Source organism: Larkinella sp. VNQ87, assembly GCF_049445795.1.
Classification (GTDB): Bacteria; Bacteroidota; Bacteroidia; order Cytophagales; family Spirosomataceae; genus Larkinella.
In genome coordinates this window covers 33,562-55,771 of sequence record NZ_JBMSDT010000017.1, presented here as the reverse complement: position 1 = coordinate 55,771, position 22,210 = coordinate 33,562, and the positions used below count along the sequence as shown (strand labels likewise).

Below are 22,210 nucleotides of genomic sequence, written 5' to 3'. Positions count from 1 at the left end.
ATAGTAAAACTTCGGGTTCAGACCTAATCGAGTCCGGGGAATTTGGCCAATCGGTCGGTGATAAAATGTTAGTATTCGATCGGATTTCGTCTTAATTTGGAAAAGCTTTTTTCGGTATTCGAAAAATAGCATTTCTTAGTAAAATACAAAGCCCGCCTGCAAGTGCAACCGGGCTTTGTGATGTTATCTATCGTACTATGAAATTGAACTCAAGTCGAATAATACCGGAAAATTAAGAAAAGGACTACTCAATTTGGGCGCTGAATTCCCTTTTTTTTTGAATTGTGATTAAAAGGCTTGGAAACGACTCTAAAAATTTTGCTAAACAAAAGAAAGTTCAACGGATTAAGAGGGCATGCGTTATAATCTCTCCGAATTGATTGCGCAGGGGGAAGGAACCCGGCTTGAATTTAAGTCGACCATTCACACGGCTTACCGCATTGCCCGTACCCTGACGGCTTTGTCGAACACCTCCGGTGGTTTGTTGCTCATTGGGGTGTCGGACGATGGCCGTATTGCCGGAGTAGACTCGGAACTGCACGAGATGCAGAAGATTGAGAAGGCCACCGATTTTCTGATCGATCCGGCCATTTCGGTCAGCTATGAGGTGGTCGAGGAGAACGGGCGGCCGGTGATTGTGGTGGAGATTCCGGAAAGTGATGAAAAACCGCACTACGCCATCGACGAAAAGGGAAACCGGACGATCTATGTGCGGGCGAAAGACAAATCGATTCCGACCAACAAACTAATGTTGACCCATGCCGGATTGCCCGACAGCCAGTTGCTGCAATCGACCAACGTCCGAAATCTGATTCAGGTGCTGCGGAAAAATGACTTCATTACGGCCAAACAATACGCTCAACTGGTGAACATTTCTGAATACCGGGCCAGTAAACTGCTCCACCAACTCACCGAGCATGGCCTGTTACTGATGATCGACCGTCCCCGGCCCGTACGGTTTTCGCTGCGGGTGACGGAATAATCGTACCCACGGACTAAAGTCCGTGTGAGCTTCCATGATCGATTGGCTGTTACTACCTCAAAAAGTATACAAACTCACACGGACCAGCGGTCCGTGGTACTATTATTCCGTGAGTTTTCACCTGATTAGTTGAGTTCTCCGCATAAAAACACGGACTAAAGTCCGTGGGTACGTTATCTTTGCGGACCAAAACCGCCCTGATTCCGAATGGCTACCGACAGAGAAGAAATCACCCACTTTTTTACCGACTTACAGGACCGCATTTGCCAGGCGCTCGAAGACGCCGACGGATTGGGTCGTTTTCACGAAGACCACTGGGAGCGGGCCGAGGGCGGAGGAGGCCGCACGCGGATCATCCAGCACGGCGCGGTGATCGAAAAGGGGGGCGTTTTGTTTTCGGCCGTTCACGGACCGGCTTCAGAAGCGGTGTTGAACCAGATGAACACCCGCGAACCGGCCGATTTTTACGCCACCGGCGTTTCGATTGTGTTGCATCCGCTGAATCCGATGGTGCCGATCATTCACATGAATGTCCGGTATTTTGAACTCAGCACGGGCGTTTGCTGGTTCGGGGGCGGCATTGATCTGACTCCGCATTATGTCGATGCCGACGACGCCCGCTGGTTCCATCAGCAACTGAAAACCGCCTGCGACCGGCATGATCCGGCCTACTATCCGAAGTTTAAAACCTGGGCCGACGACTACTTTTTTATCCGTCACCGGGCCGAAACCCGCGGCATTGGTGGTATTTTCTTCGATTACCTCCGTCCGGAAAACGACGAACACAAAGCGGCCTTGTTTGCCTTTGTACAGGAAGTCGGCAATACGTTTGCGCCCACCTACACCCACTTCATGCGCAAAAACCGGTCGTTGCCGTTCGGCGAAGCCGAAAAAAACTGGCAGATGCTGCGCCGGGGCCGCTACGTGGAGTTCAACCTCGTCTGGGACCGGGGCACCAAGTTTGGCCTGGAAACCAACGGCCGGACCGAATCCATCCTGATGAGCATGCCGCCCCAGGCCAACTGGCTGTACGATCACCGGCCCGCACCCGGCAGCCGGGAAGAACAAACCCTGAACGCGCTGCGGAAAGGCCTTGACTGGGTGTAAAACCGTAACCGTCCGACGCCATGGATCCGGCTTATTCCGACCAGCTTTACCGCTACCTGACCCAAACCTTTGGGCCAAAACCGGATTTGTGGAAACCGTTCGTTCAGGCGTTTGACTACGCCGAATACCCCAAAAAGAGCTTTTTGATTCAGAACGGCGAACTGGAAAACTACCTCTATTTTATCGTAGAGGGCGGTACGTCCTCGTTCTTCGTCCATGATGGACGCGAAAAGTGTCTGGACCTCTGGTTCGCCGATCATTTTGTTTCTTCCTACGTTTCCTTTCTGACCCGCCAACCGTCTCAGATTTTCATTCAGGCGCTTTTTCCGACCAAAACGCTGCGCATTCATTACGATGTATTGCAGGAATTTTACCAGAACAGCGACGAAAGCAATAAAGTAGGGCGGTTGTTTGCCGAAGGCTTGTACATTGCCCGGACGCAACGCGAAATCCGGTTTTTAAGCCAAACCGCCGAGGAACGCTACCGGGACTTGCTCCAGCACCAATCGGAGCTGGTTCGGCAACTTCCGGTAAAAACCATTGCTTCGTACCTGGGCATTCATCCCGAAAGCCTGAGCCGCATCCGGAGGCAGGTCACGCTCTGATTTCCTAACCCAGATCATTTTTCGCCGGAAAAACCGCCCTTAGTTTTGCTGCAAATCATTTAGATACGACATGGCTTTCTTTGCATTGTTGGTCACCTTGTGGGCGGTTTTGTGGATCATTTCCCGGTTTGTGTTCCGGCAAGAACTGGCTTCACATGCCAAAAAAGGCCGGGTAGCCGCAGCCCTGGCTTTTACGTTTATTGGTCTTTCGCACCTGATGACACCTGGGAAAATGGAGTACATGATTGCGGGCTGGCTGCCTTACGCCCGCGAACTGGTGATAATCAGCGGGGTTGCCGAAATCGCCGGGGGGATTGGCCTGCTGATTCCCCGCGTTCAACGGATGGCAGCTCTGGGACTGATTGGGTTGCTGGTGGTAATGTTTCCGGCCAATATCAACGTGGCTATTAATCAATTACCACCACCGGGCGGTTTGCCGGCTGAGCCCTGGTATGTCTGGTCTAGACTGTTATTTCAGCCGTTGTATATGGCCTGGATTTGGTGGAGTAGTTTGCGGAAATAAAACCGGCAAATGCCTCGCCAGAGCTAAGGAAACTCGATCCGGTTTTGCACCCTGGTTTCAATTTTGACGCCCCGCCGAACTTCCGGCACCTCAAGTTTCCAGTTTTTGGAAGGGTCGGTTTTCAGAAAACCGTTGTCGATCACCAATGGACTTTCGAAGTTATTGTGGTAAAGCTGGCCCGTGCCGAGGCCCTGCGGCAGCGGGTTTTTAAACTGCGCGGTATATTGCGCAATGGCGTTCAGGCCGACGTTCGATTCCAGGGCCGACGTCATCCACCAGCCGATGCCGAGCACATTGGCCAGTTCAATCCACTGATCACAGTGCGCAAAACCGCCTAAAAGCGTGGGTTTCAGGATAATGTATTGGGGTTGAATGGCTTTCAGGAGCTTTCGTTTTTCGACGTATTCCATGCAACCGATCAATTCTTCGTCGAGCGCAATCGGGACCGGCGATTCCCGGCACAGTTGGTGCAGCAGGTCCGGCTGTCCTGGCCGGATGGGTTGTTCGATCGAATGCAGATCGTAAGTAGCCAGTTGCCGGAGTTTGGGCAGGGCGTCGTCCGGGGAAAAAGCACCATTGGCGTCGACGCGTATTGTGATCTGGTTGGCGTCAAACCGGGATCGAATGGAGTCGAGCAGATCGCATTCCTGCTGAAAATCAATGGCTCCGATTTTGAGTTTGATCGTGCTGTAACCGGCTTCCAGTTTTTCCTCGATTTGTCGTCGCATGAAATCCGGGTTTCCCATCCAGACCAGACCGTTGATCGGTATAGCACGATCCCCGGTCGCAAAATCATTGGAAAAAACCGTCCGTTTCCCGCCGTTGATGTAGTCGCGCATGGCGGTTTCGAAACCAAACAGGATGGAGGGCAGCCGGTCGCTAACGAGCTGTAAGAAAATTGGAATGTTCCAGTGAAAAAGCTGAAGATCGAGTTGGTTGAAGAGGTCGCAGGTCTGTCGAAGCTGGTCGGCAAAATCGGATCGATCGTCGATACTCAGCCCCCTAAGTGGAGCGCATTCGCCCCAGCCTACCACCGTCGGATCGTCTTCGTCGCAGATTCGAACAAAATAACTATCTTTTTCGGTTAATACCCCCCGTGACGTTCCGGCCTCGAACGTAAAATAAAGCGTGTATTTCAGGAAATCGGCCTTGAGACTCATCGGAACGGTGTAAGGGGACGGGCATTCACCATTAAAAGTAGTAATTTTGGGAGTTACTGAAGTGACTTGTTAATAAATTATTACGTAAAACTTAGTGTTCGAGCCCTTCCTAAAACCACTAAATTGGCTATACGGAGAAATTACCGATGTTCGTAATCTTCTGTATGACAGCCATATTATGGAAACGTTACGCCCGGCGACCTATACCATTGGTGTAGGAAACCTGACCGTGGGTGGAACCGGCAAAACACCGCACGTCGATTACCTGGTCAGGCTCCTGAAAGATCAGGGGCCAATGGCGACGCTTAGCCGGGGCTATGGTCGCCGGACGCGTGGATTTCGGATCGCGACGGCGTCTGACACGGCCGACACGATCGGCGATGAACCGCTGTTGCTGTACCGAAAACACGCGATCAGGTCCGGCCCAAGGCAAGCGGGTGTGCTGGTTAGCGTGGGGGAAAAACGGGCCGAAGCCATTCCGAAATTACTGGTCGCTGAACCCGATTTACAGACAATCATTCTGGATGATGCCTTTCAGCATCGCCCGGTACAGCCGCACCTGAATCTGTTGCTAACCGACTTTCATCGCCTTTTTTACCACGACGAACCGTTTCCGGGCGGGCGGCTGCGCGAACGGCGGCACGGTGCCCGCCGGGCCGATGCGGTTTTGGTGACCAAATGCCCCGACGACCTTGGTGAAGCGGAGCAGCAGGTTATCGAACAGCGCATCCGGGTCTACAGCAAACCCGACGCCCCGGTTTTTTTCACGGGTTTACAATACGGAAAACCGCTGCCGTTTGGGGAAGAGCAGCCACTTGCTGGCCTGGGAGGAATAGGCAAACCGGTGGTGTTGGTGTCCGGTATTGCCCGGCCCGAGCCGCTGGAGCAATATGCCCGGGCGCATTACACGCTGGTAGAACACCTGCGTTTCGCCGATCATTACCGGTATACCTCCACCGACCTGGCCCGACTCCGTCGGGTGGTGCCGCCCGATGGAGTCGTGTTGACAACCGAGAAAGACTTTGTCAAACTGGCTCCGTTGCTGGCTGAAACCGGCAGGACGGAAGCCGCGTTCTATTATCTCCCGATTGAAATCAGGTTTCTCAACCGGGAAACCGAGTTTCTGGCGATGGTCAGAGCCGGACTGGCAGCGTTGCGGGAGTCAAAGTCCATTGTTAAAAAATCCTAATTCAAAAAAAGAAACCGCTGCAAATCAATAAATTGGCGGTTTCGAGAGTTCAGACTGTATGAATCGTCTTTATTTGTTGAGTGTAAGTATGCTACTGTTCGGGTGGATTCAAACCGCCAAAGCTCAGTTTCCGAGCCGCCTGCCGAATTTTCCGCAGGGGGGCAACCGGGGCGGAGGAGCAACGGGTGGGCAGGGTGGCAGCGCGGGCGGGGCTATTCTCGACGATTCAACGAAACTTGTGTACGGCCCGACCACGACTCGGTATTTTCTGGAAAGCGATGTGCTGAACAACCGGAAAAAGCTGTTTCCCATTGACACGACGCTGGAAGGGGTGCAGCGGACCAATTACCTCAGTCGCTACGACTATTTATACACGGATCTGGGCAACCTGGGAACGGCCCTGCGGCCTTTGTACTATGAAACACCCGCCATCGGCTCGCAGACCGGCCTGAATGTGTACGGCCTCTACGGTTACCAGACACAGAATGTTCGGTATTTCGACACGCGGTCGCCCTATACGAACATGTACCTGGTGTTGGGCGGGCGCGGCCAGAACATCCTGAATTTCGATTTTTCGCGCAACATCAACCCGCGTTTCAACCTGGGCTTCAACCTCCAGCGAATGACTTCCGATGATCAATATTCGGGAACCAGCACAACCACCAGCACCTCCACTCAACGTTTGATTGAAAACTGGAACTTTGTCGCCCACGGAAACTATCGTTCCAAATCCAACAAATACACCTTACTGGCGCACTACAACAACCTGAATCACCGCTCGAAGGATCAGGGGGGCGTTGTCGAACCCGCCACTTTTACGACGGATGTCATCGAGTTGGCTCCGGTTTTATCCAGCGCCAATTCGCACGAAAAACGGAACGATCTGCATGTTTATCAGCAGTTTGTGCTCGATACAGCCTTTCAGGTTTACCACACGCTTGATTTTCGGGCGCAGAGTTACCGGTATACCGATACCAACATGGGCGAGGGGCTTCAGACGGATACTACGACTCCCGCGTTGCAACGCCCTTTTTATCCCAGTGTTTACTTTGACAGTACGGAAATCCGCCAGACAACGCTGTTCCGGGCGCTGGATAACCAGCTTGGTTTAAAAGGGCAGTTTGCGTTCCAGCAGTCGGCGTTCAACTACCGGGCCTGGCTGCGAAACCGACTGTACCGGCAAACGACCCTCTTCAATGTCGAGCGGCTGCGGCCCGATTCCAGTTACGTCAACAGCCGGTTTGAAACCTACCTGGGCGGCTGGCTGGGCTACTATTTCCCGGACAGCCTGACGCGGGTCACGGCCGAGGCCGAATATTTGTTAGGGCGCGATTTCCGGTTTCAGGGCCGACTCGAAAGCCGCTTTCTGACGGCGGGTTATGAAAGCATTTTTGCTTCGCCCACACTAATTCAAAACCGCTTTATCAGCAATGTGTACCAATGGGATCACATTGGTCGCCAGTCGACGGAGTTTGACCTGCGCGGTACCCAGCACATTTACGGGCAGTTGAACCTGCGGCTGGGCAAACTCACGATCAGTCCCGGTATAGATTACTACCTGCTCACCAACTATATTTATTTCGACACCGCGGGCGTACCCCGGCAGCTTTCGAGTGCGTTCAGCATTCTTCGCACGGGGCTTGGGCTGCAACTTCGCCTGGGTAAATTCCGGGCATTGGGGCAGGGCTATTCCACGCTGGTTTCCAATGACGATGTGCTGCGAATTCCGACGCTGATGGCCAATGCGCAGCTGGAGTATAATTTTCTGTTATTCAAAAAGTTGTATGTGTTGGCCGGGCTTCAGTTTCACTACAAATCCGCTTACTTCGCCGACCGGTACATGCCGCTCACCCAGCAATACCACCTGCAAAACGACACAAAGCTGGGCGACTACCTGCTGGCCGAACCATTCGTCAATTTTCGGATCAACCGCGTGCGGTTGTTCGTGAAACTGGCCCATGCGAATCAGGAACTGTTAGGACAGATCTACTACAGCGCCCCGTATTTTCGGACCATCAGCCGGTCGGTATCTTTTGGGGTGCATTGGCTTTTATTTGATTAACTTCGTAGTATGAAAACCCTGCACGTTCTCAACGGTGATTCCACCGCCTATAGTTTTGCGGACTCCAATCTGGCGGGAAACACCGATACGACCGAGGTGGTCGTCTGGCGGGAAGCACTCTCGGAAGGCCCCGTTCGTGCCGATGTTCCGCTGACTGACCTGTGGGACATCCGCCGGACCTGGCTGGATGTTTACGCGGATGATCCGTCAATGGATTACGGTCAACGCGTGGTTCAGGAGTTCGGAAAACTGATTCAGCCCGACGCGTACGACGAAATTATCCTCTGGTTCGAACATGACCTGTTCTGCCAGATCAACCTGGTTTTTCTGTTGGCGCAACTCGGCCAGCAACCTCGGAGCACCACCAAAATCAAACAGGTTTCGGTGGATACTTTTCCGGATATGCCGTTTTTCAAAGGCCTGGGCGAACTGAGCGGGGCGCAACTGGCGACGCTTCATTTACAGGCCGAAGAACTAACTTCCCACGAACTGGAAGTAGCCGGGCGGGTCTGGACGGCCTACGCAAGCATGGAGCCGCTGGCAATTCAGGCGTTGCTGGATGCAGATTTCGGCCGGTTGCGGTTTTTGAAAACCGCCTTGTTGCACCATTTGCAGCGGTTTCCGTTTACCGAAAACAACCTGAACCTGATTGAGCATTTACTGACCGCCATTTTGATGGAAGGTCCATTGCCCGAAGATCAGTTGGTTACCCGGTTTTTGAAGCAGGACCGGGTGTATGGGGTCGGGGACTTGAGTGTGCTGGAATACATCCGCCAACTGAACGGCAAACTCTGGGCCTACACCAACGAGGGCTTGAGCCTGACCGAAGCCGGGGCCGACGTGATTGCCGGACGCCGGGCGCTGAACCCGCCGGAACGCTGGCTGGGCGGTTTTTACCAGACGGGTGATTCGCCCTACCGCTGGAGTATCGAACAGGAGGAATTGATCGAATTGCCATGACGACCCTGGGGTTAGAACTTCCTTCCGATCCGCGCTGGGTCGATGTAGCCAAAATGAACCTGAGCGATATTCTGATCGACCATGCGTTTTGTGAACAGAAAGCCGCGTCGTCCTGCATCTCGCTGATCGTGCAATATCCCGAGCGGGAAAAACTGGTCGAGGTCCTGACGCCGGTGGTGGCTGAAGAATGGGGTCATTTTCAGCGGGTGTTGAAAGAACTCCGCAAGCGAAACATTCCGCTCGGTAAACCGCGTAAAGATGAGTATGTCAATCAGTTGCAGGCGGTTTTGCGCAAACCGAGCGACCGCAACGAGCAGTTGATGGAGAGACTGCTGCTCAACGCGCTCATCGAAGCCCGGAGCGCCGAACGCTTCAAACTGCTGTCGGAAAACCTGACGGATGAGCACCTGCAAAAGTTTTACCGGGAACTGATGATTTCGGAAGCCGGGCATTACCGCAACTTTATCGAACTGGCCGAAGAATACGTGCCGAAAGAGAAAGTATGGAAGCGCTGGAAGGACTTGCTGGAAAGCGAAGCGGAGATCATGAGAACCCTCGAAGTGCGCGCCGACCGGTTTCACTGAAGATGCGGGATGGATAGGGCGGATGCTGGATACTGGATTTAGCATCCAACCGTCGAACCGTCTTGCTTCAAGGGTCTCAAATACCTTTTTAATTTACCTGAATGTCGTTTTTAAGCCGGGTTGCCGATCATATTTTTGAACGCCATCAGACGCGGATGGAGAACGTATGGGTGGTGGTACCGACGCGCCGGGCGGTTTCTGTTTTCCAGCAACACCTGAGTCAGCATGCCGACCGGCCGTTTCTGTCTCCCCACGTGCTGGCCGTCGATGACTTCATCACCCAGAGTGCGAACGTGCTGCTGATCGACCCGGTGAGTCTGCTGTTTGAACTGTACGAAGTCTTTCGCGAAATCGACCCCGCACTGGAATTTGGGCGGTTTCTGAACTGGGCGAGCGTGCTGCTGACCGACTTCGACCGAATCGACCAGTACCTGATTTCGCCCTCGGAACTGTTCAGCTACATGACGGCCGCCAAGGCCCTCGAGCGGTGGCGGCTCGAATTGCCCGACGGCCACGTTCCCAAACTCGAAACCACTGGCACGCAGCGGTATTTTAAACTTTTCGAAAACCTGGAAACCGCCTACCACGCCCTGCATGAGCGGCTGCTGGCGAAAGGCTGGGCGTACCGGGGCATGGCGTATCGGTTGCTGGCGGAGCAGATTGAAGAAAGGATACGCGACAATCCGGCGTTTGAAAAACTGTATTTCGTTGGCTTCAATGCCCTGAGCAAGTCGGAAGAGCGCATTGTCAGGACGCTCGTGAAAGCGCAGAAAGCCGAGATGCTGTGGGACACCGACACGTACTACCTACAGTCGAAGCGGCAGGAAGCCGGGAAAATGCTGCGGACGTACAAAGACGAGGGCTGGAGCGGTTTCTGGACCTGGGAAGATAAACACCTGACCGATACGCCCAGGCATATTCAGATTATCGGCGTACCGAATGCCAGTATGCAGGCAAAGGTTGCCAGCGCGATTTACCAGCAGCAGGCCGGAAACGAAGCTGATCCGGGAAGCACGGCGCTGGTCTTGGGCGACGAAACGCTGCTGTTGCCGGTTCTGTACTCACTGGGCGGCACGGTTAAGGACCTGAACGTAACGATGGGGCTTTCGTTGCAGAACTCGCACCTGTATACGTTGATCGACGCCCTGTTTGAGATGCAGCGGACGGTGGCTTCGTTCCGGAAGAAGGACGGCAGCGGTACGGTTTTGATTCCGAAATACAACCACCGGAATGTCATTAAAGTCCTGAATCATCCGTTCGTGCGGCAGTATGAACAGATGGTTTTCAAAGCCTCCGATGGGCTGGCTCCGCGACAGGTTCAGAACGCCATCATGGCCATTACAACCGATAACCTGGTGTATCTGGATGAAAAGCAGTTGCTGACGATGGGCCAGGGAAGCCCGCTGTTTGAAGCCCTGTTCACCCGGTGGCCCGACGACAAACCGCTTCTCATCATCCGGCAGTTTTACGCCCTGATCGACTTGCTGAAGGAAGTATACGCCGAGAAACAGGACGCCATTGAAACTGAATACCTGTATCTGTTCGAAAATCTGCTTCGTCAGCTTGAAACCACCCTGGAACGTGAGGAACGAAACGAACTGGTGACGATCAAAAGCCTGAGACAGTTTTTGTACGAACTGATCCGGCAAACCAGCATTCCGTTCGAAAGCGAAGGCAGTAGCGCGCTCCAGGTCATGGGTATGCTCGAAACCCGGGCGCTGGACTTCGATCACCTGATCATTCTGTCGGTCAACGAAGGCGTGTTGCCACAGTCGCGCAAGCTGAACTCGCTGATCCCGTTCGATGCCTGCGTGGCGGTGGGCCTGCCGACGTACCAGGACCAGGAGTCGGTGATGTCGTACCACTTTTACCGGTTGCTGCAACGGGCCAAAACCGTCTCGTTGCTGTACGTCACCTCGGCCGATGCCTATGGTACGAGCAAGGGGGAAAAAAGCCGGTTTATCCGACAACTGGAACACGAACTGGTTCCGGCTTCGAACGGCCTGACGACGATCAGTTACCCAATTATCCGGTTTGGGCAGGCGGCTGAGAAAAAACCGTTGGCTTTGTCAGATGAGACGCTTGAAATTCCGAAGAGCGAAGCCATTCTGTCCCAGTTAAAAAAAGAACTGGCCGGACAGTTTAATCCGTACAAAAACCGGACCTACGGCGGGATGTATCCGACCGTCCTGAACAACTTCCTGAGCTGTTCGCTGAAGTACTATTTCAGCCGCGTGATCAGCATGCAGGAAGAGGAGGAAGTGAACGACGAGATGGATGCGGCCGAGTTCGGCGAGTGGATTCACAACACGCTCGAAGCACTCGATCAGGACCACCGGATGCGCGGGGAGGAGGTAACGGCCGAAACCGTGGTCGATAAACTGAAACGGAAGTACGAAGAACAATTTAATAACCGCGTCACCGAATCGGGGATGAATCGGTTGCTTTACCGGATCGGCGAAGACCTGATGGTGCGGTTCAACACCCTGCAAATTGAACGCTACGGGAATCGGCTGGAGGTGCTGCAAACCGAAGTCGAATGGGAAACGGATCTATCCATCGAAACCGCCATCGGCTCCGTCAGCGTCCGGATTGCCGGAAAGATCGACCGGGTAGAGCGGCTTCGGCAGCCCGACGGTTCGAGCCTGATCCGGGTGGCCGATTACAAAACCGGGAAAGTCGATGTGCGGGATGCCGACGTCAAAACCATCGAGTTACTGCTGAGCGATCCGAAAAAGGACAAAGCCCGGCAGTTGTGGCTGTATCAGTACCTGGTTTATAAAAAGATGTTGACCGACAACGGTTTACAGTTTGGTAGCGAGTGGATCGACGGAGCCAGCACGCGGGTCGTGGCCGGTTTTTACTCGTTCCGGAATCTGGACGCCGGTTTTATCGAAAACAACCTCCATTTGGGCCAACCGGACGAGTTTGTTGCCCAAACGGAGAGTCACCTTCGGCCGCTTCTGGCCGGTCTGTTCGATCCGGCTGAGCCTTTCCGGCGAACCAGCGATAAAAAGATTTGTGAGTGGTGCGAGTATCGAAAACTCTGCGGTCGGTAGGGGGGGCTGAATGGGCTGGATACTGGATGCTGGATATCCAGCCCATCCAGCATCACACCTGCTTCTTCGGAAAAGCACCCGGTTTTTCCTTCGACGTTTCGTTGAGTAAAATTGCTTCCTGCAACAATTGCCGAATCTGTTCTTCGTTAACCGAATCAGCCCGAACCACCAGCGAACGGACGGTCCGGCGCCCCCGGTTTTCGAGGATGTTTTGCTCGTCGGCCAACTCATACCCCCGCAGGAAGCACAGATCGACAGCGGCTTCCGCCGAGCGAAGCGGATTCAAGTAGCACAGGTGTCCTTTATGAAAATAAAACGGCACCCCCCAGGTAATTTTTTCCTGAATGCGGGGAGCTGACTCCAGGATTAATCGGCGTATTTGTGTCAATAGGCGATGGATTTCGGGTTTTTGTCGATTAATGTATTCGTCAACTGTCATGGTATGTTGTAATGGAGTAATTTCGATGCTAAGTTAGCTGAAAAATCAGATTTCGGGAGCAAACTGTCTTCCGGAACTAACTTTCTCTACGGGCGCAATGCCGCGTTCGCTTCAACGACTATTTCTGTGAAAAGGTGGATTGCAATTGGTTTGGTGTTGCTGGTTTTGGGCGGCATCATTTATTACAACAAATTCTATAAACAACAGCCGGGCGGACCGGGTGGCCGGGGCGGTGCTCAGGCGGGGGGTGGCACTGGCGGACGCGGCCCGGGTGGCCCGACGCCGGTAAACGTGTTTGTAGTCGCTTCCCAGAATTTGAAGGATGAAGTGGTGGCAACGGGTTCGCTGATTGCGGCCGAGCAGGTGGATATTTACCCCGAAGTTTCGGGCCGGATCGTGCAGTTAAACATTCAGGAGGGCCGGTCGGTTAGTCAGGGGACGTTGCTGGTGAAGCTATACGACGGGGATTTACAGGCCCAATTGCTGAAATTAAAAGCTGTCGAAGAAAACAACCGTCGAACCGAAGAGCGAAACAAACAGTTGCTGCAACGTGGGGGAATCAGTCAGCAGGAATACGACATTATTGCCACGAATCTGAAAAGCACGCTGGCCGATATTGAAATAACGAAGGCGTCGATTCGGCGGACCGAAATTCGGGCGCCGTTTTCGGGCACCATCGGGTTGCGGAACGTGAGCCTGGGGGCCGTTGTAACGCCCAACACACTGATTGCCCGGTTACAACAGACCAGCTCGATGAAGCTGGATTTTTCAGTGCCGGAGAAATACGGCCAGTCCGTCAAAATTGGCAGTACGGTTTCGTTCCAGATCGATGGTTCGGATAAAACCTTCAACGGTTCGGTGTTCGCCATTGAACCCGGTGTGGAAGAAGCCACCCGGAATCTGCGAATCCGGGCGCGGGTTGCCAATAGTTCGGCGAATTTACGGCCGGGTACATTTGCCAAAGTGAATCTGACCATCAACACGACCAATGCGCTGGTGGTCCCGACGCAGTCGGTTATCCCGCAAACCCGGGGAAGCCAGGTCGTGGTGATTGAAAATGGCAAGGCGGTTTTTAAGGATGTGAAAATCGGTCTGCGCAACGCCAGTGTTGTCGAAGTGACGCAGGGCCTGCAGCGGGGTGATTCGGTGGCAACCACCGGTTTGATTTTTCTGCGGCCCGACTCGCCCGTTAAAGTTGCGAAAGTGGAGAAGCTAACGGGCAACAACGCGGCTGCGGCCGGGTCCGGAGCAGGAAATAGTGCCAGCATGAGATAACGAACCAAATCAATGAGTCTACCTTCATTAAGCCTGCGACGACCGGTTTTCGCCATGGTCATGTCGATTGTGATCATCCTGTTCGGGGTGATCGGCTTTACTTTTTTGGGCGTACGCGAATACCCGGCCATCGACCCCCCGATCATCTCGGTGCGGACCAGCTACGTCGGGGCCAACCCGGATATTATTGAATCGCAGATCACCGAGCCGATTGAAAAATCACTGAACAGTATTGAAGGGATTCGGACCATTTCGTCCAACAGTGCGCTTGGGAGCAGCAATATCACAATTGAATTTGAACTCGGAGCCGATCTGGAGCGTGCCGCCAACGACGTGCGTGATAAAGTGTCGCAGGCTCAGCGCCAGCTTCCGCAGGACATCGATGCTCCGCCGGTGGTGAGCAAGGCCGATGCCAACTCCGATCCGATCATCTTTATGCCCATTCAAAGTTCTACCCGCAACCCGATCCAGTTGTCGGATTACGCCGAGAACGTGTTGCAGGAACGCTTACAAACCATCCCGGGTGTGAGTCAGGTGATGATTTATGGGTTGAAACGACCGGCCATGCGGCTCTGGATCGATCCGGCCAAGCTTTCGGCTTACCGACTCACGGCGCAGGATATTCAGGAGGCCCTGACGCGGCAGAATGTGGAGTTGCCGGGCGGGAAGATCTACGGAAACAACACCGAACTGACCGTAAAAGCCGCCGGACGGCTGACCACCGAGGAGGATTTTAACAACCTGATTCTGCGCCAAACCACCAACCAGATCATTCGCTTTAAGGATGTGGGCTATGCCGTTTTGGGACCGGAAAACGAAGAATCGGCCGCTAAACAGAATGGGGCATCCGGAGCCATTCTGGTCATGATTCCGCAGCCGGGGGCCAACTATGTGGCCATTGCCGATGAGTTTTACAAGCGGCTCGAGGATATCAAACGTGAGTTGCCGCCCGACATCCGGATCCTGAACGGGATCGACCGGACCACCTTTATCCGGAAGTCGATTGAAGAAGTGGCCGAAACCATCATTCTGGCCTTTGTGCTGGTGGTCATCGTGATTTACCTCTTCTTCCGCGACTGGCTCATTTCCATCCGCCCGCTGATCGATATTCCGGTTTCGCTGATTGGGACCTTCTTTGTGATGTACATTTCCGGCTTCAGTATCAACGTGTTGACCCTGCTCGGCATCGTGCTGGCCACCGGTCTGGTGGTGGATGACGGGATTGTGGTGACGGAAAACATCTTCAAAAAGATCGAAGGCGGCATGGACCTGAAACGGGCGGCCAAGGAAGGGTCGGAGGAAATATTTTTCGCCGTCATTTCGACCTCGGCTACGCTGGCCATAGTGTTCCTGCCCGTGATCTTCCTGCAAGGGTTTACCGGACGGCTTTTCCGGGAATTCGGGGTCGTGGTGGCAAGTTCCGTCTTGATCTCGGCCTTTGTTTCGCTGACGCTGACGCCAGTGTTGAGTGTGAAACTCGTGAGCAAGGATCACGGCAAAGGCTCGTGGTTTTATCGGAAAACCGAGCCCTTCTACCAGTGGCTGGACAATTCGTACCGCTCGGCCCTGACGGATTTTATGAAACGCCGTCGCTGGGCGTTTGCGCTGATTGCGGTGTGTATTGCTCTGATTTTCGGACTAGGTTCCCAACTGAAGTCGGAACTCGCTCCGCTGGAAGACCGCAGCCGCGTCCGGATTCCGATTACAGCTCCGGAGGGAACGAGCTATGAGGCCATGAGCCGGATTACGGACCGGGTGAACCAGTTTGTGCTCGATTCGGTGCCGGAAATCAACTTCACGTTTAGCGTAATTGCACCTGGTAATTCGGGCGCCGGTGCCGTGAACTCCGGTTTTGTGGCCCTCAACCTGGTGGATCCCGGCGAACGCAACCGCTCGCAGCAGGAAATAACCGATTACCTCAGCCGCAAGCTAAAAGGCTTTACCGAAGCCCGGATGAATGCCACCCAGGAACAGACCATTCAGGTCGGCCGGGGGGGCGGTGGCCTTCCCGTGCAGTTTGTGATTCAAAGTCTGAATTTCGAAAAGCTGCAAAAAGTCTTACCGAATTTCATGGACGAAGTACAGAAAGATCCGACCTTCCAGGGTTTTGATGTGGATTTGAAATTTAACAAACCCGAACTGAACATCACCATTGACCGCGAAAAGGCGACGAGCCTGGGAGTTTCGGTGCAGGATGTGGCGCAAACACTCCAACTGGCGCTCAGTAACCGGCGCCTGGCGTACTTCCTGATGAACGGGAAACAGTATCAGGTCATCGGCCAGGTGTCGCGCGACGACCGCGATGAACCGGTCGATCTGGCGTCGTTTTACGTCCGGAACAACGTGGGTGAATTGGTCCAACTCGACAACCTGGTGAAGTTTGCCGAGGTATCCAGCCCTCCGCAGGTGTATCACTACAACCGGTTTAAGTCGGCGACGGTCTCGGCGGGTCTGGCGCCGGGCAAAACCATCGGTGATGGGGTAGAAGCCATGCAGGCCATTGCGGCCCGTACGCTTGACGATACGTTCCAGACGGCATTGTCGGGTTCTTCCCGCGATTACGCCGAGAGTTCGTCGAATACCCTGTTTGCTTTTGTCCTCGCGCTGGTCTTGATCTACCTCATTCTGGCGGCTCAGTTCGAAAGCTTTACCGATCCGTTCATCATCATGCTGACGGTGCCGCTGGCCATTGCCGGGGCAGTGTTGTCACTCTGGGTATTCAACCAGACGCTGAATATTTTCTCCCAGATTGGAATCATCATGCTCGTCGGTCTGGTGACGAAAAACGGTATTCTGATCGTGGAGTTTGCCAACGAAAAACGCAAGGAAGGCCTGAGCAAACTCGAAGCCGCCATCGAAGCATCGGCCCTGCGGCTCCGCCCGATTCTGATGACCAGTCTGGTAACGGCCTTCGGTGCCTTGCCGATTGCGATGGGTCTGGGGGCGGCTGCCAAGAGCCGGATTCCGCTCGGGATTGTGATTGTCGGCGGGATCATGTTCTCGCTCGTCCTGACGCTGTTCGTCATTCCGGCCATGTACTCGTTCATGTCACGCTACAAAGACGTCGACAATTCGGCCTACGAAGATCAGCCGCTCCAGCCGCTGCCGCAACCGGAACAACCCCGCAAGCGTAAAAGCGAGGAGTTGTACGAAGAAGAAGTATAACAACGAAAAAACCGGCGACGAGCCGGTTTTTTTATTGTCAGGAAATGCTTGTAATCAATCTTGGATCAACGGGAGCAACCACGGGCGGCCCAGATTAAAAAAATCCCCGGACCCATCGGATTGACCCAATAAGTCCGGGAAAATAAAAGTACGGTGCGTTCAGTTACCAGCCCGGATTTTGTTGCAGGGCCGGATTCAGGGCCAGCTCGTTGACCGGGAACGGCCAGAGATAATCCTTGGCCGGATCGAACTTGCGGAAGGTGGCATCCTGCACCAGAATATAGTTGTTGGGCGTCAGATTAACCGTTGATGAGGTGTATTCCGACTTAAAGTAATAATTCCCCAAAACCGGTTTTGGCAGTTCAACTTCGGCGGTTTTCCAGCGAATTAGATCCCAGTACCGGAAGCCTTCCTGCGCCAGTTCCACGCGCCGTTCCCGACGGATTTCTTCGCGCATATCCAGGCCATTTGCCTTTACAAAGGCGTTGGTCAGTTTGGCTATTCCGCCCCGGGTCCGCAGCCGGTTGATGGTCAGGTCCAGGTCGGCGTCGCTGATGCTGCCTTCGAGTTCGTACTTGGCTTCGGCGTAGGTAACCAACACTTCAGCGTAACGCAGCAAGACCCGGTCAATGGTCGATGCCTGCGTGTTCCAGTCGTCGATGTTGGCGTATTTCCGGAACGTAAACCCGGTTTTGTTAAAGACCAGGTTGGCAATGTCAAAAACCGGCTTGGTCGTCATGTACGGATCGCCCGCTTTCAGGAAGGTGGCGCTCATCCGGGTATCGCGGTTAGCGAACACATCCACGGATTTTACCGGAGCCTTGTACAGCGGTGATTGAGTAATCGGCAAACCGTCTTTCATCAGATACGAGTTGGCCAGGCTGCCGGTCGGGTTCATGTTGCCGGTTTCCAGGCTGCTCCGGTAATAACTATGAGTCGAAACCCGCTCGGTGTTCGAGACGCCGTATTGCCGGACAATGATGTTCTCCCGGTTTTGCCGCCCTTCGCCCGCCAGTTGGAACAGGTTGAAATAATCGGCAAACAGGTCATGTTCCTTGCTGTCGATTACCGCCTTTGCGGCCTCGACGGCCTGCGTCAGGTGCGTGGCCGGGGTGCCGTATTTGTGAAACTTGGCCCGCGTTCCTTCAAACAGCGCTACCCGCGCCTTGAACGCCATAGCTGCCGTGTTCGAAATTCGACCATAGTCGGCCGTACCCAGCGCCGTAGGCGTCGGCAGTTTCTGAATGGCAAAATTCAGGTCTTCGTAAATTTGCTGGATGACCTCATCGCGCGAAGCGGCCGGAGCCGTTAGTTCGGGTGAATCTTCGGTCAGCGTTTTCAGGATCAGGGGAACCCCGCCGTATTTCTGAAAGAGCGAAAAGTAACCCCAGGCCCGGAAAAACCGGGCTTCGGCCAGATACCGATCCAGCACGGCAGGGCTGACAGCCGCACGGGGGGCTTTTTCCAGGACATTATTAGCCGCCCGAATCAGGTTGTACTGGTTGTTGTAATCACCGGTTGCCGTAGCCGGAGCCAGTCGTGAGCCATCGCTGATGTTATTGGCCGCCAGCCCAAAGGCATCGTCCGACCAGTTGTCCTCCGTATTGAACCCCGGCAGAAACGTATACAGGTAATTATTGGCGGTTTTTATGTCCGACTCCGATTGCCAGAAGGTATCATCGCTGATGTTGGTTTCGGGTAATCGTTCGACTTCACAGGCCGCCAGACTGGTCAGCAAGGCCAGCGTGACGAAGGTATGTTTGAGGAGCACTTTCATGAAAAAATCAGTTTAAATCAAAAGCAGTTGGACGCGATTAGAACGAGACATTCAGACCCAGCGACGCCGTTGCGAAGAACGGATAGTCGTTTTCAACCCCGTCGCGGGTTTCGGGATCAAAGTAACCCTGGAACGGCCCCAGCCCCGATATCGTCAGGATATCCTGGCCGGAGAAGAAAAACCGGGCGCGCGAAATGTTGAGCTTCTGGGTCAGCGTTGCGGGTAGTGTGTACCCGATTTGCAGGTTCTTTAGGCGCGCATAGCTCGCGTTGAGCGTCCATTTATCCGAAGCTACGTAGTTATGATCGCTGCCGGTATAGGGCCGGGGGAACAAGGCATCCGGGTTTTCGGGCGTCCAGTAGTCACGGTGGATGGCCAGCGGCTGTTTCCAGGTGACCAGCAACGGAGCAATCGATTGGGCCTGTGAGCGATAACTGCGTTTGCCAACACCCTGGATGAAGGCCGTAAAGTCGAAGCCTTTCCACTGCGCGCCCAGCGTCACTCCGAACAGGTAGCGCGGGTTGGTGGTGCCGAGCAGCACCAGGTCGCCGTGGTCGGCCACGGTTCCTTTGCCCACACTCAACCGCTTGTCGCCGTTCTGGTCGACGTACTTCACGTCACCCGCTCCGGCGCGGTTGTCCTGAAAAGCCCAGTTTTTCACCTCGTCGGCAGTGGCAAAATACCCGGCGGTTTCGTAACCCCAGATTGTATTCAGCGGATAACCTTCGATCAGGCCATTGGTTCCGGCGGATACCACGTTGCGGTTGGAGAAGCTGATTAGCCGGTTATTGTTGTCCGACAGGTTGACGGCCAGCGAGTACGTAAAGTCTTTGCCGATGCGGTCGCGGTAACGCAGTTCGGTTTCCCAACCCCAGGATTTCAGTTCGCCGGTATTTTTGCGGGGCGTCCCGATGCCAATCGTGCCCGGCAGTTGCTGGGCCGTTAGCATGTTGCGGTTAAACTTCACGTAATAGTCGCCACTGAATTGCAGGCGGTTCTGGAAGAAACCGAGATCCAGACCGCCGTTGGTCGTCTCGATGGTTTCCCAGGACAGGTTAGCCGACGGAATCGAACCCTGGTAAATGTACGAGGTTCGCGAATCGCCCAGCACGAGGTTGTTGCCCCGGCTGAGTTGGCTGAGGTAATCGTAGTAGCCGATGGCGCTTCCCAACGCACCGCCCAGGCGTCCCCACGACCCGCGCACTTTCAGCTCGGATACGAAGGGTACAGCATCGCCAAACCACGATTCGCGGTGAACATTCCAGCCGACTGAAGCCGCCGGAAAGAATTTCTGCCGCAGACCCGGAGCCAGTTTTGAACTTTCGTCCAGCCGGAAGGTCGCTTCAAACAGGTATTTATCGGCGTAGTTGTAATTAAAACGGCCGAAAACCGACTGGAATGCGTAGGTGTAGATCGTTTGCCCGTTGCTTTTGGTTTTGTCGTCACCCAGGTTGAGCGTCGGCAGGTCGTTGCTGACCAAGTTGGTGGCACGTGACCAAAGGTTATCTTCCCGGTAATTCTCCCACTGGTAGCCGGCAAAAAGACCGAAGTTGTGGTTAGAGCCTACTTTGAAATCGTAGTTCGCCAGGAACTGCAGGTTCGTATTCTTGGTCAACTCGTTCTGAATCTCATACGAATTGATCTGGTTGACGTAACCGGCCACTTTTGATTTAGCCCAAAGCGGAACGGTGCGGTTAAAGATGTTTCGGTCGCCCAGGCGGTATTGCGTTCCGGCCACGGCCCGCAGTTGTAGTCCCTTTACAAAGTTGGCTGCCGTCAATGTAAAGACGCCATCGAAGAAGTTGCGGTTGTAGTTGTTGTAACCGCCTTCGGCCAGACTCGCGTAGGTGCCGTTGGCGGAGTTATACCGGCCTTCTGGCGTAAACATCGGGTTTCGGGTGCGAAACCGGTACACCTGGTACATCAAACCGCTGTTGTTGGCATCGGCTGACGGGCTTTTGGTCCGCTCGTTCGAGTACGAAAGCCGGGTGTCGAGCGAAAGGTGCTGGGTCAGTTGTGAACCCAGGTTGATCCGCAGGTTGTACCGTTTGTAATTGTCCGGTCCCACTTTGAAAACACCCTGCTTGTTGTAATAGCCGCCCGAAATCAGGAAGTTCAGTTTTTCCGTTCCTCCCCGAGCCGTCAGGTTGTGGGTCGACATGGACGTGTATTTCCGCAGCACACTGTTGGCAATCGGTTCCTGGTTGTAATACAGGTAGTTGCTGGTGTCGGCTGGGTTGATGCTGTAGGGTACGCCGTTGCGGATGTTCTCCATCTCAAAGTCGGTATACTCCGGGGCACTCCCCGAATTCCGGCGGGCCAGGTTGGAAAATTCGGCTTCTTCCAGCAACGACATCCGCCCCGGAATGTTGATGCCCCAGTCGACGCCCTGTTGGGCCAGGTAGTCGAACGTCACTTTCCCGGCTTTTCCTTTCTTGGTCGTAATCAGGATAACGCCCCCGGCTGCCTGCGCTCCGTAGATGGCCGCAGCGGCAGCGTCTTTCAGCACGCTGATGCTTTCGACATCGTTGGGGTTCATGGTTTGCATGGTGCTGATGGGTACGCTCACCCCATCAAGCAACACCAGTGGGTTGACGTTCCCGTTGGCCGAAGTGGCACCCCGGATTTGGATCGCAATGTTTTCGCGGCCTGGCTGTCCGTTCTGACGCGTGATGATCAAGCCCGGCGTCACGCCCTGAAGACCGGTTGCCAGGTTACTGGAAGGGCGGTTTTCAAGGGCTTTCGACTCCACCATCGACACCGCACCGGTCAGGTTAACCTTCTTCTGAACACCATAACCGACAACTACCACTTCCTCCAGACTTTTGTTATCGACCGCCAATTGAACATCAATGGTCGACCGGTTATTGACCGGAATCTCCTGGCTCGTATACCCCACAAAACTGACCACCAGCACGGCCTTGCCGTCGGGCACCATCAGTCTGAACTGGCCGTTCTGATCGGTGGTGGTGCCGCGCGTGGTGCCTTTAATCAAGATGCTCACGCCCGGCAGCGTCTCACCTTTTTCGTCGGTTATTTTTCCCGAAACCGGTTCTTCCAGAAAAGCCGGTGCGGTAACGCTTCGTGACGGTTTGCCCGGTGTCTTGAAATCAGCCAGTACCGGGGTACTCAAGGCTAAAAACAGGCACGAAATTTTCAGACCGGTTGATCGCCAACCGGCATATTCAAGGTTATTTTTCATACAATAAGGGTGAAATAGGTATGCACTCAACAGGCCCGAATCAGTCCTAATCCGGGATAACAGGTTTGAAAAGGATTAAAAAACGGAAAAGTACACCCGGCCGCGACCACATGCGTAGTCC

At 54.2% G+C, this 22,210-nt stretch carries 15 protein-coding genes; 11 read left to right on the top strand and 4 right to left on the bottom strand.

The features are described from left to right. Window positions 1-355 precede the first annotated feature (355 nt). The 4 genes from ACO2Q8_RS25385 to ACO2Q8_RS25370 all read left to right on the top strand — a co-directional run bounded on the left by ACO2Q8_RS25385 (window position 356) and on the right by ACO2Q8_RS25370 (window position 3,217). Window positions 356-982: a helix-turn-helix domain-containing protein gene (locus ACO2Q8_RS25385; protein ID WP_423347690.1), complete on the top strand. Its 627-nt coding sequence runs from the start codon at window positions 356-358 to the stop codon at window positions 980-982. A 207-nt stretch (window positions 983-1,189) separates the two neighbouring features. Next, complete coding sequence (hemF, locus tag ACO2Q8_RS25380) at window positions 1,190-2,089, top strand: oxygen-dependent coproporphyrinogen oxidase (RefSeq protein ID WP_423347689.1); 900 nt, start codon at window positions 1,190-1,192, stop codon at window positions 2,087-2,089. A 20-nt stretch (window positions 2,090-2,109) separates the two neighbouring features. Next, window positions 2,110-2,694 (top strand): Crp/Fnr family transcriptional regulator, encoded by a 585-nt coding sequence (locus ACO2Q8_RS25375; protein WP_423347688.1) that lies wholly within the window; start codon window positions 2,110-2,112, stop codon window positions 2,692-2,694. 70 nt (window positions 2,695-2,764) lie between these two features. Then, window positions 2,765-3,217, top strand: a complete 453-nt coding sequence (locus ACO2Q8_RS25370) for a DoxX family protein (RefSeq protein ID WP_423347687.1) — start codon at window positions 2,765-2,767, stop codon at window positions 3,215-3,217. Between the two features lie 23 nt (window positions 3,218-3,240). Here the strand turns inward: ACO2Q8_RS25370 and ACO2Q8_RS25365 are convergent, their stop codons facing one another. Then, a complete protein-coding gene (locus ACO2Q8_RS25365) occupies window positions 3,241-4,377 on the bottom strand; it encodes an o-succinylbenzoate synthase (RefSeq protein ID WP_423347686.1) in 1,137 nt (378 codons plus the stop codon). A 94-nt stretch (window positions 4,378-4,471) separates the two neighbouring features. On the opposite strand from ACO2Q8_RS25365, the gene lpxK reads away from it, so the two are divergent. The 5 genes from lpxK to ACO2Q8_RS25340 all read left to right on the top strand — a co-directional run bounded on the left by lpxK (window position 4,472) and on the right by ACO2Q8_RS25340 (window position 12,231). Next, window positions 4,472-5,566 (top strand): tetraacyldisaccharide 4'-kinase, encoded by a 1,095-nt coding sequence (gene lpxK / locus ACO2Q8_RS25360; RefSeq protein ID WP_423347685.1) that lies wholly within the window; start codon window positions 4,472-4,474, stop codon window positions 5,564-5,566. Window positions 5,567-5,624: 58 nt separating this feature from the next. Further along, window positions 5,625-7,628: a putative porin gene (locus ACO2Q8_RS25355; protein WP_423347684.1), complete on the top strand. Its 2,004-nt coding sequence runs from the start codon at window positions 5,625-5,627 to the stop codon at window positions 7,626-7,628. Between the two features lie 9 nt (window positions 7,629-7,637). Continuing rightward, the gene (locus ACO2Q8_RS25350) at window positions 7,638-8,588 is read left to right on the top strand and encodes a DUF1835 domain-containing protein (RefSeq protein WP_423347683.1); all 951 of its coding nucleotides are present in this window, start codon (window positions 7,638-7,640) and stop codon (window positions 8,586-8,588) included. After that, entirely contained in the window at window positions 8,585-9,172 is a 588-nt protein-coding gene (locus ACO2Q8_RS25345) for a tRNA-(ms[2]io[6]A)-hydroxylase (RefSeq protein WP_423347682.1), read from the top strand. Before ACO2Q8_RS25350 ends, ACO2Q8_RS25345 begins: the two co-directional genes overlap by 4 nt. Window positions 9,173-9,273: 101 nt before the next feature. Continuing rightward, window positions 9,274-12,231 (top strand): PD-(D/E)XK nuclease family protein, encoded by a 2,958-nt coding sequence (locus ACO2Q8_RS25340; RefSeq protein ID WP_423347681.1) that lies wholly within the window; start codon window positions 9,274-9,276, stop codon window positions 12,229-12,231. Window positions 12,232-12,283: 52 nt separating this feature from the next. On the opposite strand, the gene ACO2Q8_RS25335 is transcribed toward ACO2Q8_RS25340, so the two are convergent. Then, window positions 12,284-12,670 carry a DUF1801 domain-containing protein gene (locus tag ACO2Q8_RS25335; protein ID WP_423347680.1) on the bottom strand — a complete coding sequence of 129 codons (387 nt, stop codon included), beginning with the start codon at window positions 12,668-12,670 and terminating at the stop codon, window positions 12,284-12,286. A 126-nt stretch (window positions 12,671-12,796) separates the two neighbouring features. Between ACO2Q8_RS25335 and ACO2Q8_RS25330 the strand changes: the two genes are divergently transcribed. Together ACO2Q8_RS25330 and ACO2Q8_RS25325 are read left to right on the top strand one after the other, a co-directional pair. Continuing rightward, window positions 12,797-13,945: an efflux RND transporter periplasmic adaptor subunit gene (locus ACO2Q8_RS25330; protein ID WP_423347679.1), complete on the top strand. Its 1,149-nt coding sequence runs from the start codon at window positions 12,797-12,799 to the stop codon at window positions 13,943-13,945. A gap of 12 nt (window positions 13,946-13,957) precedes the next feature. Continuing rightward, entirely contained in the window at window positions 13,958-17,110 is a 3,153-nt protein-coding gene (locus ACO2Q8_RS25325; protein WP_423347678.1) for an efflux RND transporter permease subunit, read from the top strand. A gap of 163 nt (window positions 17,111-17,273) precedes the next feature. On the opposite strand, the gene ACO2Q8_RS25320 is transcribed toward ACO2Q8_RS25325, so the two are convergent. Together ACO2Q8_RS25320 and ACO2Q8_RS25315 are read right to left on the bottom strand one after the other, a co-directional pair. Beyond that, on the bottom strand, window positions 17,274-18,887 hold the full coding sequence (locus ACO2Q8_RS25320; protein ID WP_423347677.1) for a RagB/SusD family nutrient uptake outer membrane protein: 1,614 nt from the start codon (window positions 18,885-18,887) through the stop codon (window positions 17,274-17,276). 37 nt (window positions 18,888-18,924) lie between these two features. Next, the gene (locus tag ACO2Q8_RS25315; RefSeq protein ID WP_423347676.1) at window positions 18,925-22,089 is read right to left on the bottom strand and encodes a SusC/RagA family TonB-linked outer membrane protein; all 3,165 of its coding nucleotides are present in this window, start codon (window positions 22,087-22,089) and stop codon (window positions 18,925-18,927) included. Window positions 22,090-22,210 lie beyond the last annotated feature (121 nt).

Coding starts and splice junctions, on each gene's coding strand:
- ACO2Q8_RS25385 (WP_423347690.1), top strand. CDS start 356: ATGCGTTATAATCTCTCCGAATTGATTGCGCAGGGGGAAGGAACCCGG.
- ACO2Q8_RS25335 (WP_423347680.1), bottom strand. CDS start 12,670: ATGACAGTTGACGAATACATTAATCGACAAAAACCCGAAATCCATCGC.
- ACO2Q8_RS25340 (WP_423347681.1), top strand. CDS start 9,274: ATGTCGTTTTTAAGCCGGGTTGCCGATCATATTTTTGAACGCCATCAG.
- ACO2Q8_RS25355 (WP_423347684.1), top strand. CDS start 5,625: ATGAATCGTCTTTATTTGTTGAGTGTAAGTATGCTACTGTTCGGGTGG.
- ACO2Q8_RS25350 (WP_423347683.1), top strand. CDS start 7,638: ATGAAAACCCTGCACGTTCTCAACGGTGATTCCACCGCCTATAGTTTT.
- ACO2Q8_RS25320 (WP_423347677.1), bottom strand. CDS start 18,887: ATGAAAGTGCTCCTCAAACATACCTTCGTCACGCTGGCCTTGCTGACC.
- ACO2Q8_RS25315 (WP_423347676.1), bottom strand. CDS start 22,089: ATGAAAAATAACCTTGAATATGCCGGTTGGCGATCAACCGGTCTGAAA.
- ACO2Q8_RS25345 (WP_423347682.1), top strand. CDS start 8,585: ATGACGACCCTGGGGTTAGAACTTCCTTCCGATCCGCGCTGGGTCGAT.
- ACO2Q8_RS25370 (WP_423347687.1), top strand. CDS start 2,765: ATGGCTTTCTTTGCATTGTTGGTCACCTTGTGGGCGGTTTTGTGGATC.
- ACO2Q8_RS25365 (WP_423347686.1), bottom strand. CDS start 4,377: ATGAGTCTCAAGGCCGATTTCCTGAAATACACGCTTTATTTTACGTTC.
- ACO2Q8_RS25375 (WP_423347688.1), top strand. CDS start 2,110: ATGGATCCGGCTTATTCCGACCAGCTTTACCGCTACCTGACCCAAACC.
- ACO2Q8_RS25325 (WP_423347678.1), top strand. CDS start 13,958: ATGAGTCTACCTTCATTAAGCCTGCGACGACCGGTTTTCGCCATGGTC.
- hemF (WP_423347689.1), top strand. CDS start 1,190: ATGGCTACCGACAGAGAAGAAATCACCCACTTTTTTACCGACTTACAG.